Source organism: Pseudomonas sp. m6p (genome assembly GCF_055760375.1).
The window spans coordinates 3,470,551-3,484,288 of sequence record NZ_CM147084.1 but is presented as its reverse complement, the minus strand read 5'-3'; the positions used below and the strand labels follow the sequence as shown (position 1 = coordinate 3,484,288).

Below are 13,738 nucleotides of genomic sequence, written 5' to 3'. Positions count from 1 at the left end.
TGTATGGAAGGGTTTGCGTCCCCTTCGTCTAGTGGCCTAGGACACCGCCCTTTCACGGCGGTAACAGGGGTTCGAGTCCCCTAGGGGACGCCAGTTTTACAGAAGCGATGTTGCAAGATGTCGCTCCGCCGCGAGGCGAAAAATCCGGGGCTATAGCTCAGCTGGGAGAGCGCCTGCATGGCATGCAGGAGGTCAGCGGTTCGATCCCGCTTAGCTCCACCAATTTTACAGTTCAAGGTCTGGCCACACCGGCCTTGAATCAGATCAGATCTCAGCACTGATCAGCTGTATAGAAGGGTTTGTGTCCCCTTCGTCTAGTGGCCTAGGACACCGCCCTTTCACGGCGGTAACAGGGGTTCGAGTCCCCTAGGGGACGCCACGATTACCCGCTCTGCGGGATTTATAAGGGTCATTCAATTATTGAATGGCCCTTTTGTTTGTCTGGCGTTTGGCCAACTCTCCATTTTCCTTACACTGTGCTTCAGACCAGCGGTCATATCCTCGACTTGCAGAATATTATTATGCGAATAATATTCTAGTCGTAATATTCGGAGGCAACGATGAACGATAAAAAAGCTCAAACCCGCGAACGCATCCTCAAGGCTGCCAGTGCTGCGCTGATGCAGCGGGGGCCGGCGGACCCCAGCGTAGGCGAAGTGATGGGCGCCGCCGGCCTGACCGTCGGTGGTTTCTACGCGCACTTCGAAAGCAAGGACGCCATGATGCTCGAAGCGTTCAAGCAACTGCTCAGCCGTCGACGCGACCTGATTGCCGACATGGACGCCGAGCTGACCGGCGAAGAGCGTCGCGCCCTGGTTGCTGCGTTCTATCTGTCGCGCAAGCATCGGGATTCCAGCGACGCTGCGTGCCCGATACCGGCTTCGATTGGCGAACTGGGGCGTCTGCCGGAATCCTTCCGCATCGCACTGAACGAACACCTGGAACTGATGATTGCGCAGTTGGCGTCCAGCCCCGAGGACACCGACAAGGCATTGGCCGATGTGGCGTTGATGGTGGGTGGTCTGGCGCTGGCACGCGCGCTGGGCCCGGGCGATTTATCCGATCGATTGCTGCGCGCTGCCAAGTCGGCGGTGCGTTGACCTGAAGGCAACACGCCTGAGGAGAGAGCGATGAACACGTTGAAGTGGGTTCGTGGCGTTAATGGCACCTTGGGCTGGATTGCACCAAAGCGGGTGGCGAGCAAAATGCGCGCAGCGTTCATGACGCCGCGCACGTTGCCGCTGCGCGATTGGGAGCTGCCGCTGCTGGCGAGCTCCGAACGCATTACTTTGCGCTTTGGCCTGTCGGCGCTGCGCTGGGGCCAAGGCCCGGCGGTGCTGCTGATGCACGGCTGGGAAGGGCGACCCACGCAGTTTGCGGCGTTGATCACCGCGCTGGTCGAGGCCGGTTACACCGTCGTTGCTCTGGACGGTCCGGCTCACGGCCGCTCGCCGGGGCGCGAGGCCAATGTCGTACTGTTCGCACGCGCCATGCTCGAAGCGGCCGCCGAACTGCCACCGCTGCAAGCCGTCATCGGCCACTCCATGGGCGGCGCCAGTGCCATGCTCGCGGTGCAACTGGGGCTGCGTACCGAAACCCTGGTCAGCATCGCGGCGCCCGCACGGATCCTCGGCGTGCTGCGCGGTTTCGCCCGCTACGTCGGCATGCCGCCGCGGGCACGATCCGCCTTCATCCGTCAGGTCGAGCAGGACGTCGGCATGCGCGCCGCCACCCTCGATGTCGCGCACTATCAATTGGATATGCCGGGCCTGATCGTGCATGCCGAGGACGACACTTTCGTCTCGGTCAAAGAATCGCAATTGATCCACGAGTCCTGGTTCGACAGTCGCCTGCTGCGCCTGGAAAGCGGCGGTCACCAGCGCGTGCTGGCCGACCCTCGAGTGGTTGATGGCGTGTTATCACTGTTGGCGGGGCGCAGCCTTCAGGCGCGGCAATCGGCCTGACATCCGTTACACTGCCCCGGTTGAATAATCTGACCGGGAGTGGGGCATGGGCTGGGATCGGGCAACGCCGTTCACCATTGATCTGCAAGTAGGCGCCGAGGACATCGACGGGCTGGGCCACGCAAACAACGCGGTGTACGTGACCTGGCTTGAACGCTGCGCCTGGCGCCACTCGCAGCGTCTGGGGCTGGATCTGGTCGAGTACCGGCGCCTGGATCGGGCGATGGCCGTGGTGCGGCACGAAATCGATTACCTGGCGGCGGCCTATGAAGGCGACGAACTGCAACTTGCAACCTGGATCGTCGATTGGGATCAGCGTCTGAAAATGACCCGGCACTTCCAGCTGATCCGCCCCAGCGACAACGCCACCCTGCTGCGCGCCCAGACCACCTTCGTCTGCATTGAACTGTCCACCGGCAGACCCAAGCGCATGCCGGCGGAGTTCATCGAGGGTTACGGCCCGGCGATCCAGTCCCCAGCCTGACCCAATCCCTGTAGGAGCTGCCGCAGGCTGCGATCTTTAAAAATCAAAGTCAAAAGATCGCAGCCTGCGGCAGCTCCTACAGGTGGTCGTGGGTTTAAACGGCTTAATCCAGTAAACTGCCGCACGTTTTTTCTTCCTGAGTAGTGTTTTTCCCATGCAAATTGCCCTGGCGCCCATGGAGGGGTTGGTCGACGACATCCTGCGCGACGTGCTGACCCGCGTTGGCGGCATCGACTGGTGCGTGACCGAATTCATTCGGGTCAACGATCAGCTGCTCACCCCGGCTTATTTCCACAAGTTCGGCCCGGAGCTGCTCAACGGCGCCCGCACCCGTTCCGGCGTGCCGCTGCGCGTGCAATTGTTGGGTTCCGATCCGGTGTGCCTGGCGGAAAACGCGGCGCTGGCCTGCGAACTCGGCTCGCAAGTGATCGACCTGAACTTCGGCTGTCCGGCCAAGACCGTCAACAAGTCCCGGGGTGGGGCGGTGCTGCTCAAGGAGCCGGAGCTGCTCAACTCCATCGTCGAGCATGTGCGTCGCGCCGTGCCGGCACACATCCCGGTCACCGCGAAAATGCGCCTGGGTTTCGACAGCCCGGACGGCTCGCTGGTCTGCGCCACGGCGCTGGCCGAGGGCGGCGCCGAGCACATCGTGGTGCATGCCCGGACCAAGGTCGATGGCTACAAGCCGCCAGCGCATTGGGAGTGGATTCCGCGGGTGCAGGACGTCGTCAAGGTGCCGGTGTTCGCCAACGGTGATATCTGGAGCGTCGAGGACTGGCGCCGCTGCCGCGAGATCAGCGGCGTCGAAGACATCATGCTCGGTCGCGGTCTGGTATCGCGCCCTGATCTGGCTAGGCAGATCGCCGCCGCGCGCGCTGGTGAAGAGGTGGTCGAGATGAGCTGGGCTGAGCTGCTGCCGCTGATTCAGGACTTCTGGCTGCAAGCCAAGGCGCAGATGACTGCACGTCAATCGCCGGGTCGCTTGAAGCAATGGCTGGCGATGCTGACGCGCAATTATCCCGAGGCGACCGAGCTATTTACTGTGCTGCGTCGCGAGACAGAACCGGACCAGGTCTCGCGTTTACTGGGTTTGCCGGTCGCCGAAGCGGCCTGAAAAAAATCTTCAAATACTCTCTTGAAATCATTTTGGTGGTCCCTATCTAAGGGTTACGCGATGCCGAATTCGGGTCGCGGAGACACAAAAACTTGCTGATTGTTTTCAGGAGATTTGAACCATGAGTACTGCATTTTCCCTGGCACCACTGTTCCGTTCCTCGGTGGGTTTCGACCGTTTCAACGACCTGTTCGAAACCGCGCTACGCAACGAGCCAGGCAGCACCTACCCACCCTACAACGTGGAAAAACACGGTGACGATCAATACCGCATCGTCGTGGCGGCCGCCGGTTTCCAGGAAGAAGACCTGGAGCTGCAAGTCGAGAAGGGTGTGCTGACCATCAGTGGCGGCAAGCGTGATGCCAACGAAGGCGTGACCTTCCTGCATCAAGGCATTGCCCAGCGGGCTTTCAAGCTGTCCTTCCGCCTGGCCGATCACATCGAGATTAAGGCCGCCGATCTGAGCAACGGTCTGTTGAGCATCGACCTGTTGCGGGTGATCCCGGAAGAAGCGAAAGCCAAGCGTATCCCGATCAACGGGGCGCAAAAGCCGGTTCTGCAGCACTGAGTCACGTGCAGACACAAAATGCCTGAACAGGCGCTGAGCCGCTGAATGAAGGCCCCGATCCGTCGGGGCCTTTTTTGTGGGCGCAAGAAAAGCGCTGTTCGACTTTGCCCCTGACAGCGGTTTCTCTACAATCCGCCGCAGTTTTGCCGGCCCCACTCCTTGGCGGTCGGCCTGGAGCCTTTTTTCATGGACGAGATTCAACAGCGCTGGCTGTGCGCCCTTTCTGCACCAATGGCTGCGCTCAATACCGGCGCCGGGTACGACGACCCCGCGTTCTGCGACGACCACTACATCGATCTGAAAGACAGCTGGGGGATCGATGATCGGCGGCAATTGTTCGACATGCTCGAATGGATGACCGATGACGGCCATGCCAAGCACCTCAGCGGTGCCTATCTGGCTTGGCAGCGTTGTCTGCCGAGTCAATGGCAGGCGTTGCTCGAAGAATTAAGCCCCCGCGAGCGTGTCCTGCATGAATTCGCCAGCCGTACGTTCGGCAGTTGCGGTCCTGGGGGGATTTTGTCCTGGGATTATGGGCGGATGGGGTTTCTACTGCGGTGTGCGGTACGCAATCAGTGGATCGATTTGGTCGAGAGCAACTGGCTGCACAGTCGCTTGGCCATCAGGGCGCAATTTCACTACGGCAACTGGATGGATTATTTCAATGGTTTTGTGGTGGGGCGGACCTTTTGGTGCTGCCTGAGCGCTAGCGATGACGAGCTGGCTTGCGAACTGGACCGACAGGGCAACAGCGCCCATAACCTGCGGATTACTCGTGGCCTTGCGCAGAATATTCCGCACTTTCTGGCTGATTTGCCTTGGCACATGGAAATTGAGCTGTCGCCACGGCCGGCATCGCTCAAGGAGTTCGACTGGTCATGAGTTGCTGGATCCGACTGGGCATCGAGCCTACTACTGACGAAACCCTGATTCGCAATGCCTACCGCGCACGCCTGCCGGCGCATCATCCAGAGACCGATCCGGAGGGTTTTCAGGCGTTGCGCATGGCTTACGAAAACGCGATGCGTCTGGCGCGTGAGGAAGAGGAGGACGAGTCCGAAGAACAGTCCGAAGAGGCAGAGCAGGAGATCGTCGCGATCCCTCAGGCGTTCGTGAATTTCTGCGAGCTGCTTGATGATCCCGCGCGGCGGTTCAATTTCGCGGCATGGCAGTCATTTGTCCTGGCACTGGATGAATTGTCACTGGATGAGCTCGATGAGCTCAGTTGGGGGCTCTACCACCGGATGGCGGGTGCCGGTCCGTTGTCCTACCGTTGCGCGAACCTGTTGGCCAGGCGAATGGCCTGGGATCGACAGTTGCTCGATCTGGAGTTCGACGATGCACACCGGGTGGAAGCCTTTCTGCAGCGAATCGAAACGCCCGACCCATTCGACACGGATTTGATGAGCGCCTGGTCAGAGGCTGCGCAGACTGAATCGCTGTGGTACGCCCGTAGTCTCGACTTCATCTTCTCTCAGCGCCCCCTCCATGAGTTCGCCGACTTCGCCAGTCAGCACACGTGCTTGCCGTTGCCGGATGATGCTGTGTTCATCAAGCGCTTGCTGGTGCAGTTCACTCAAGCGGGAATCGCTGCGTCGACATTTTTGCAGTGCTGTGTCGAGCAGCAACTTGCAGCTCCGGATGATGTGGACTGGCTGTACTTGCTTGCGTGTCAGAACAGCTTGTTGGGCCGGGACGATCATGCATTGCCTTGCTGGATCCGGCTGTGGAGCGAACATCGTCATCCGATGGCTGAAAGCCGTCTGCTGGAACTGTGTGCCAAGCGACAGCCGACCTTTCTACCGCTGCTGATTCAGGCATTCGATCGTCTGCAGGACTGCGCTGACTGGTCCGAGGATCTCGGGGATGAGTGCCAGGTCTATGGCAGTCCGTCACAGCGCCCGGAGACGCTGAATCGTTGGCTGGATGTCGGGCAGTTGCAGCTTGATAGTCTGGCGCAGAGCTTTGTCGACTGGCGCATGACGGGCGATGAACTCCCATTGCTAGCACAGTTGTTGGGCGAAAATGCCGACAGCCGATTGTTACAACTGTACCGACACGCGTGGGCGTTGCATCGGGGGGATTCAGCGTTGCTGCAGCAGATTCTGGATGCGCCGCTGCCGGTCGATGCGCTCGAAAGCCTGGTGCTGAGCGGTTTCAAATATCAGGCCGGGCAGCATCTGCGCTGGTTGAACAGTGCCCCGATTGCGCAGGCGATGGACGCTTTCTGCGAGGCGGACGCGATTTCGCGGAACTTGCCCGAGGTGCTGACAAAAGGCGAAACGCACAAGGTCTGTCGTTTGTGGCTGCGGCGCTTGCGGCCCTACAGCGCCGCCGCGCTGGAGCGAATGGCCGAAGCGTTCAGCCTGAGCGCCGTCAAAGACGACTGCGACTTGTCCGAACTCGATCTGCTGCTGCAGTTGAGCCGTCGCGGTATTGAATTGCCGCCGGTTGGCCTGGGGCAGGCCACATGGGAATGGAATGCCCAGACCCTGTTTTTACTGGCGTTGCTGGAGCAGCCCGGGCGTTGGCTGCAGTTGATTGATGCACAGTGCCTGCAGCGCCTGGCATTCAATCCTGCTCATCCTTTGGCTCGGTTGCAGCCACTGTTGCAGCGCTTGCGGCGTGAGCAAGGCAGTTGCGACGGTTTACTGGGATGGCTGCAAGGCGATGATCCGGTTCATGGTGTGTTGGTGCAGCAATTGTTCAGCGTGCAACAGGCTCTCGACAGCGCCAGATTGCCTGCCAATACCTTGCTTTACACCTGCGTCGAAAGCGACCGGGAAGCCTGCGGTGACGATCTGCTGGGTTTGTTGATGTTCTGGGGCGTGCTCTATCACGACCCGAGCCTGGGCGCCGAACAGCATCGTGCCTTGTTGCAGTCGATCGCGGCGGTCAGTTGTGAGGACGACTGGTTCGAAGGTTTTCGTGACGGCTTGATCAAGGGCCAGCCGGTGTGGCCGCCGCGCAAGGTGTTGACGGATTTCGGTGTCGACAAACTGCTGGCCTATGAGGCACTGGACGCACTCAAGTCCCTGATTCGTTATGGCGCTGCCGGAGTGCCGAAAACGCGCGTACTGCGCCAATTGCAGCAGGGCAAGGATGACGTGCAGAATAGTATCGGGTTACGACTGGCATTGTGTGCCTTGCTGTCCTGGTCCGAGCGTTTATTGCTGGCCAACAGCAATATTCAGCCGGTACCGGCGAGCGCGATCTGGCGCCTGGGGTCGCGGTTGGGGCGCAAGGCTTTTATTGCTCAGGTCCTGGCGTGTGTGGTGATTGCGCCGGTGGCGGGTCTGATCAGTGGTACCACGGTCTCTGGCATTCTGATCCTGTTACTCGGTGTCCTGCTGTTGCTCGTCGCCATTCTCCGCCGGTTGCACGATATGGGCCGGGGCATTCCCACCTTATTGATATTCATGGCGCTGTCACCGGTCCTGCCATTTTTGCCATTGGTGCTGTTCGGTTTTCCGGGAGATAAATTACCCAACCGCTACGGCGTGCCGCCGGACAGCGGTGGTAGCGACATGCTGTCCGGCGGCCTGCAGGCCGCATTACGCCGGCTCAACGGCTAAAGGCGCAGTTGATCCAGCGCCTTGTTGAGCTCCGAGCGGTGGCTGGCAATCTCTGACGGTTGCTGGCCGCCGAGTACCGTAGTGAACCTGTGCAGCCATTCGGCAATGCTTTCGCGTTGTGTGCCGAGGCTCTGCATCCACGCGCGCTCCAGGCGGGCCAGCAATGTGCGGTTGGGTAATGCATCACGTGGATGGACCTTCAGTGTGGACAGTCGGTTGTGGCTTTCCCTTCGCGCCTGTTCATCCAGCCCCGTGGGGCTGTGGTCAATGCTGTGGCTGTGGCGATCACCGGTCTCGAGCAGCGTGACGTCGACTTCGAGCAACCCATTGATGTCGTAACTGAAGCGCACATCCAGTTCCTGAATGTGCTCGCAAGGCGTCAAGTCGACATCGAAAGCCTCAATCAGGATGTTGTCACGTACCCACGGCCGTTCGCCCTGATAGACCGCAATGCGGATCTGTGCCTGACGGGGATGGGTGGTGTGATAGCGCTCCACCCGTGACGTCGGGATGATGGTGTTACGTTCGATGATCGGCGAAAAGGCACCGTCGATACCGTTGCCGCGCATGGTCGCAATCCCCAGCGTGTAAGGGCAGACATCGGTCAGGATCAACTCTTCCACCGCACCATCTCGCGCCTTGCACGCAGCTTGCGTGGCCGCGCCGAGTGCAACGATGGTGTCCGGGTCGAGATGCCGATACGGCAAGCGACCGAACAGCGTGGCGACCATCTGCTGCACCGCTGGCATCCGCGTGGCGCCACCGACCAGCACCAGGCTGTCGAGATCCCTAGGCTTCAGGCGTGCATCGCGCAGAGCCTGTTCGATCGGTGCGCGCAATCGTGCGAGCAATGGCTCCCAGATCTTCACGGCGGCGGCTTCGTCCAGCGTCCATTCAAATGACCGATCGGCATGGTGCCAGCGCAATGATTGGGTGCCTTCGCCGAGTTTGCACTTGAGCTGTTCCAACGCGTCGCCAAGGCTGGCCATGCCTTGAGCATCGATCATTGACGGGGCCAGTTGCCAGTTTTTCAGGCAGGCTTGCAACAGCGCAGCGGTGAAGTCTTCGCCACCGAGGAAGTTGTCGCCGGTGGAGGCATGCACTTCGATCAGCGGCAGTGCGTATTCCAGCACCGTGACGTCGAAGGTGCCGCCACCCAGATCGAAGATCAATGTGCGCTCGAACTTTTGCTCGTGCAGCCCGTAGGCCATCGCGGCAGCGGTCGGTTCATTGATCAGGCGCGTGACGGTGAGGCCGGCCAGTTCGGCGGCGAACAGGGTGCGCTTACGTTGCTCGTCACTGAAATACGCTGGCACCGAAATTACAGCTTCCGATACCGGGTAGCCGAGAAATGCTTCGGCGTCCTGTTTGAGCGAGCCGAGCACCAGCGCCGACAATTCTTCCGGGCTGAAGTGGCGCTTCCCGAGTTCGATCCGCTTGTCGCTGCCCATGAAGCGCTTGAAGGCAGCGGCTGTGCGATCGGGATGCGTGGTCAGGCGAGCGCGAGCGGCTTTGCCGACCAGAATCGTGTCATCTTCATCGAGACTGACCACTGACGGGGTGAGTACCTCGCCGAGGGCGTTGGGGATCAATCGGGCCTGACCGTCCTGCCAGACGGCGATCAGGCTGTTGGTGGTGCCAAGGTCAATGCCCAGCAGGGCTGGGCGGGGAAGGGTTGCATCCTGCATGATCGATCTCGAAACAGCGCAAAAAACGCGACCCTACAGGTTGTCGCAAATCCTGACAATTATTGATCTGTTGCAAGCTGCCCGCCTCACGACAGCATCTTTTTCAACTCTTCCAACGCCACCGGCCGACTGTGCAGATAGCCCTGATACAAATGGCAGCCCAGCCCTTGCAGGAACGCCAGTTGCTCCGGCGTCTCCACGCCTTCGGCAATCACCTCCAGTTCCAGGCTGCGGGCCATGGCGACGATGGCGCGGATGATCTCGGCGTCGTTGGGGTCGGTGGTTGCGTCGCGGATGAACGACTGGTCGATTTTCAGAGTATCGACCGGCAGGCGCTTGAGGTAAGTCAGCGATGAATAGCCGGTGCCGAAATCGTCCATGGCGAAGCTCACGCCGAGTTTTTTCAGGCGACGCATTTTGCTGATGGTGTCTTCCAGGTTCTGGATGACGATGCCTTCGGTGATCTCCAGTTTCAGCAGCGAGCAGGGCAGGCCGTGGCTGCTCATGCTGTGTTCGATGCGTTCGACGAAGTCGTTCTGGCGGAATTGTCGTGGGCTGATGTTCACGCATAGGCTGAAGTTGAGCGGGTCGACCAGTTTCAGCGCGATCAGTTGTTTGAACGCCTCACAGGCCTCGTCGAGGATCCAGGTGCCGACTTCCAGAATCAGGCCGCTGTCTTCCAGCACCTTGATGAATTCGGTGGGCGATTGCGCGCCCAGTTCCGGATGGTTCCAGCGCACCAGCGCTTCGGCGCCGATGATGCGGTTGTCCTGTGCGTCGACCTGCGGTTGGTAGTGCACGTTGAATTCGCCACGGGATAGCGCCAGACGCAAGTCAGTCTCCATGCGCAGCCGTTCGCTGGCCGCTTTCTGCATGGTGTTGTGGTACATCTGCGTGGTGTTGCGCCCGGAGTCCTTGGCCCGGTACAGGGCAATGTCGGCGCGCTTGAGCAGGTCGGTCGGGGTCGAGCCGTGGTCGGGAATCAGCGCCACGCCGATACTCGGTGTCACTTGCAGGCGCTGGCCGTCGAGGAACATCGGCTCCGAGAGCAGCTCGCGAATGGTGTCGGCGAGTTCCCGCACTTGCGCGCTGACCTCGTTGCGCGTGCCTTCGAGGCCGCTGAGCAGTACCACGAATTCATCGCCGCCGAGACGCGCCACCGTGTCCTCCATGCGCACGCTGGCTTCAAGCCGCGCGGTGATGATTTTCAGCACCGTATCGCCGACCGGATGACCCAGCGAGTCGTTGATGTGCTTGAAGTGATCGAGGTCGAGGAACAGCAGTGCACCGCGCAGGTTGTGGCGCTTGAGCAGGGCAATCTGCTGGCTCAGGCGATCCATCAGCAAGGCGCGGTTGGGCAGATTGGTCAGCGGATCGTGATAGGCCAGATGGCGGATCTGCGCCTCGGCATTTTTCAGCAGGCTGACGTCGCGCGCGGTCAGCAGCAGGCACGCGGTTTCGTTGAGGGTGATCGGTTCGATCGACACCTCCACCGTCAGCAACTCGCCGCGCTTGTTGCGTCCGAGCATTTCCTGATGATGCACGCGGCCCTTGATCTGCAGTTCGGCAAGCAGCGCCGAGCGTTGTTTCTCTTCGGCCCAGATGCCGATCTGGTACACGGTTTTGCCCACCACTTCTTCGGCCCGATAGCCGGTGAGGCGGCAGAAACCGTCGTTGACCTCCAGATAGCGCCCGGTGTCGCGCTCGGTGATGGTGATCGCGTCGGGGCTGGAGTGGAACGCCTTGGCGAATTTCTCTTCGCTGGCCTTGAGTGCGGCCTCGGAGCGTTGCTGTTGAGTGATGTCGCGCAGGGTGGTGACGATGCACGGCTGATTGCCGACGCTGATCTGCCGACTGGAAATCACACACGTCAGCGACTGGCCGTCCTTGTGCTGGACGATGATTGCGACATTGCTCAGGCCCTGTTCGCGGATGACGCGTTCGATGCGTTGCAGGCTCTTTGCCGAGGCGTCCCACAGGCCGATGTCCTCGGCGGTGCGCCCGATCACGTCGGCGGCGCTCCAGCCGAAGGTCTGGGTGAAGCTGTTGTTGATTTCGATGAACTCGCCGCTGTCCTGACGGGTGACGCAAATCGGGTCCGGACTGACCTGAAACAGCGTGGCGAATTTCTCTTCCGAGGCCACCAAGCGTTGCTCGCGCTCGACCTGATCGGTGATGTCCAGCAAGGTCCCGGCCATGCGCAGCGGCGCGCCGTTCTCGTCGCGGTAGAGGCGGGCGCGGCTTTCCAGATAACGTGAGCTGCCGTCGGGCAGTTGCACGCGATAAGTCAGCTGATAGTTGCCGGCCGGGCCCTCGCGCAGGCTGCGGTAGGCGTCGCGCATGCTGTCGCGCTCCTCACCGGGCACGCCTTCGAAAAACTCTTCGAATGACTCGTGAAACGGGATCGGTTCCAGCCCGTGCAACTGCGCGGCCCGCGCCGAGCCGTAGAGCATGCCGCTGGGAATGTGCCAATCCCAAGTGCCGAGTTGCGCCGAGTCCAGCGCCAGATCAAGGCGTTCCTGACTGTCTTTCAAGGCGTGTTCGGCGGCTTTGCGCTCGGTGGTGTCGAGGAACGTGCTGAGCAGATACGGCTGGCCTTCGAGCTCGACCTTCTGCGCGCTGAGAATGCCGTCATGAATCTGCCCGTTGCTGGCGCGAAACTGCACTTCCATGCTGACCAGTTCGCCTTTGGCCTTGGTCTTCTTCACCAGTTCGGCACGTTGTTCGGGGTGTACCCACAGGCCCAGCTCCAGGGTGGTGCGGCCAATGGCGCTCTGCACCGGCCAACCGAACAGGCTTTCGAAATACTGGTTGGCCTCGCTGATCAGGCCGTCTTCCTGGCGCGTCAGCAACACCATGTTCGGGCACAGATGAAAGAGTGTGGCGAAACGTTTCTCCGAGCTGCTGAGGGCCTGTTCGCGTTGACGCTGGTGGGTGATTTCGCGAATCACCCCGATCATTCGGGGACGGCCGTTTTTGTCCGGCAGCAGGCTGCCGCTGATTTCCAGCCAGTGCAGGCTGCCGTCGGGCCAGCGGATGCGGTGGTGCATCGCCTGTTCCAGCGGCGCGCCGGCAATCACCGCGTGGAAGGCGCGCACGGTTTTCGCCCGGTCTTCGGGTGGCAGCAGGTCGAGGTATTCGAGGTCCTGGGGCAGCGGTTGCCGTGGATCGAAACCGAACAGCGCCTGAGTGCCCCGTGACCAACTGATCTGACCACGCTCGATGTCCCAATACCAGGCGCCGAGCCGGGCGCCGTTGAGTGCGGCGAGCAGTTGCGGTGCACTCTCCCAGCTCTGCTCGGAACGTCGCGGATCAATGGCCTGAATACGCGGCATCGGCGGAATTCGGTCAACAGATTTCGGCATTGTTAACGGGCCTTGAGCTGATGGTGGCGTTAGGCACAGGGACAGCGGCTCTATAGGAGTAGCACAAGTTAGCCTGGAGTCCCTGGCAGATCGATTTGCGCATCCAGCAAGGCCATGAAAGCCCTTGCTGCATTCGACAGCGTCCGTTCGGTGTGCACGATATAGCCTAGCTGGCGACTGAGCTGTATGCCCGGCAAAGGTATGCGCGCCACCTGTTCGTCAAGCATGGTGCGGGGCAGAACACTCCAGGCCAGTCCAATGGACACCATCATCTTGATGGTTTCCAGGTAGTTGGTGCTCATGGCGATGTTCGGCGTCAGCCCTTGGGCTTCGAACAAGCGTTGGACAATGTGATGAGTAAAGGTGTTGCCGCCGGGAAAAACCGCCGGATGACCGGCAACGTCCGCCAGGCTCACGGCGCCGTTGCTGATCAGCGAATGCTCCGGCGCTACCACGAAATCCAGCGGGTCGTCCCACACCGGCGTGGCTTTGACCAGCGTGTGCGGCTCCGGGGCCAGAGTGATTACCGCCAGCTCGGCGCGGCCGTGGAGAATTTCTTCGTAGGCCACTTCCGAATCGAGGAACTGAATATCCAGCGCCACTTGTGGATAGCGGCGGGTGAATTCCCTCAAGAGTGGCGGCAAACGGTGCAGGCCGATGTGGTGACTGGTGGCCAGGGTCAGGCGACCGCTGACTTCACCGGTCAGGTTGGTCAGGGCGCGACGCGTGTCGTCCAGCACATTGAGAATCTGGTAGGCCCGGGGCAGCAGAGCGCGGCCGGCTTCGGTCAGGCCGACTTCACGACCCAGGCGGTCGAACAGTCGCACGTTCAATTGTTGCTCCAGCCCGGCGATGCGTTTGCTGATCGCCGGTTGGGTCAGATGCAGGCGTTCCCCGGCGCCGGAGAAGCTGCCGGTCTCGGCGATGGCGATAAACGCATTGAGGTTGGCCAGATCCATGGTTCGTATTCCAGTTGGTTA

The 13,738-nt window shown here is 60.8% G+C and carries 10 protein-coding genes and 3 tRNA genes; 10 read left to right on the top strand and 3 right to left on the bottom strand.

Annotation, left to right across the window (positions count from 1 at the left end; genetic code table 11):
* The first annotated feature begins 17 nt into the window (after positions 1-17).
* The 10 genes from ACYZUM_RS15770 (at position 18) to ACYZUM_RS15725 (ending at position 7,705) form a co-directional block, all read left to right on the top strand.
* A tRNA-Glu gene (locus tag ACYZUM_RS15770) sits at positions 18-93 on the top strand.
* 53 nt (positions 94-146) lie between these two features.
* Positions 147-222 (top strand) — tRNA-Ala (locus ACYZUM_RS15765).
* An 81-nt stretch (positions 223-303) separates the two neighbouring features.
* Positions 304-379 (top strand) — tRNA-Glu (locus ACYZUM_RS15760).
* A 181-nt stretch (positions 380-560) separates the two neighbouring features.
* Positions 561-1,100, top strand: coding sequence for a TetR/AcrR family transcriptional regulator (locus ACYZUM_RS15755; RefSeq protein ID WP_041066015.1), 540 nt, complete (start codon positions 561-563; stop codon positions 1,098-1,100).
* Positions 1,101-1,130: 30 nt separating this feature from the next.
* Positions 1,131-1,964, top strand: coding sequence for an alpha/beta fold hydrolase (locus tag ACYZUM_RS15750; RefSeq protein WP_108183248.1), 834 nt, complete (start codon positions 1,131-1,133; stop codon positions 1,962-1,964).
* Between the two features lie 46 nt (positions 1,965-2,010).
* Positions 2,011-2,448 carry an acyl-CoA thioesterase gene (locus ACYZUM_RS15745; protein WP_108183247.1) on the top strand — a complete coding sequence of 146 codons (438 nt, stop codon included), beginning with the start codon at positions 2,011-2,013 and terminating at the stop codon, positions 2,446-2,448.
* Positions 2,449-2,602: 154 nt separating this feature from the next.
* Positions 2,603-3,562 carry a tRNA dihydrouridine synthase gene (locus tag ACYZUM_RS15740; protein ID WP_108183246.1) on the top strand — a complete coding sequence of 320 codons (960 nt, stop codon included), beginning with the start codon at positions 2,603-2,605 and terminating at the stop codon, positions 3,560-3,562.
* Between the two features lie 121 nt (positions 3,563-3,683).
* Positions 3,684-4,130, top strand: a complete 447-nt coding sequence (locus ACYZUM_RS15735) for an Hsp20 family protein (RefSeq protein WP_108183245.1) — start codon at positions 3,684-3,686, stop codon at positions 4,128-4,130.
* 186 nt (positions 4,131-4,316) lie between these two features.
* Positions 4,317-5,012: a DUF1266 domain-containing protein gene (locus tag ACYZUM_RS15730; protein ID WP_108183244.1), complete on the top strand. Its 696-nt coding sequence runs from the start codon at positions 4,317-4,319 to the stop codon at positions 5,010-5,012.
* The gene (locus ACYZUM_RS15725) at positions 5,009-7,705 is read left to right on the top strand and encodes a J domain-containing protein (protein WP_108183243.1); all 2,697 of its coding nucleotides are present in this window, start codon (positions 5,009-5,011) and stop codon (positions 7,703-7,705) included. Before ACYZUM_RS15730 ends, ACYZUM_RS15725 begins: the two co-directional genes overlap by 4 nt.
* On the opposite strand, the gene ACYZUM_RS15720 is transcribed toward ACYZUM_RS15725, so the two are convergent.
* The 3 genes from ACYZUM_RS15720 to ACYZUM_RS15710 form a co-directional block, all read right to left on the bottom strand.
* Entirely contained in the window at positions 7,702-9,393 is a 1,692-nt protein-coding gene (locus ACYZUM_RS15720; RefSeq protein ID WP_108183242.1) for a molecular chaperone HscC, read from the bottom strand. The genes ACYZUM_RS15725 and ACYZUM_RS15720 overlap by 4 nt on opposite strands.
* Positions 9,394-9,479: 86 nt before the next feature.
* Positions 9,480-12,758, bottom strand: a complete 3,279-nt coding sequence (locus tag ACYZUM_RS15715) for a sensor domain-containing protein (protein ID WP_108183241.1) — start codon at positions 12,756-12,758, stop codon at positions 9,480-9,482.
* Positions 12,759-12,826: 68 nt separating this feature from the next.
* Positions 12,827-13,717, bottom strand: a complete 891-nt coding sequence (locus tag ACYZUM_RS15710) for a LysR family transcriptional regulator (protein ID WP_041066034.1) — start codon at positions 13,715-13,717, stop codon at positions 12,827-12,829.
* Between the last annotated feature and the right edge of the window lie 21 nt (positions 13,718-13,738).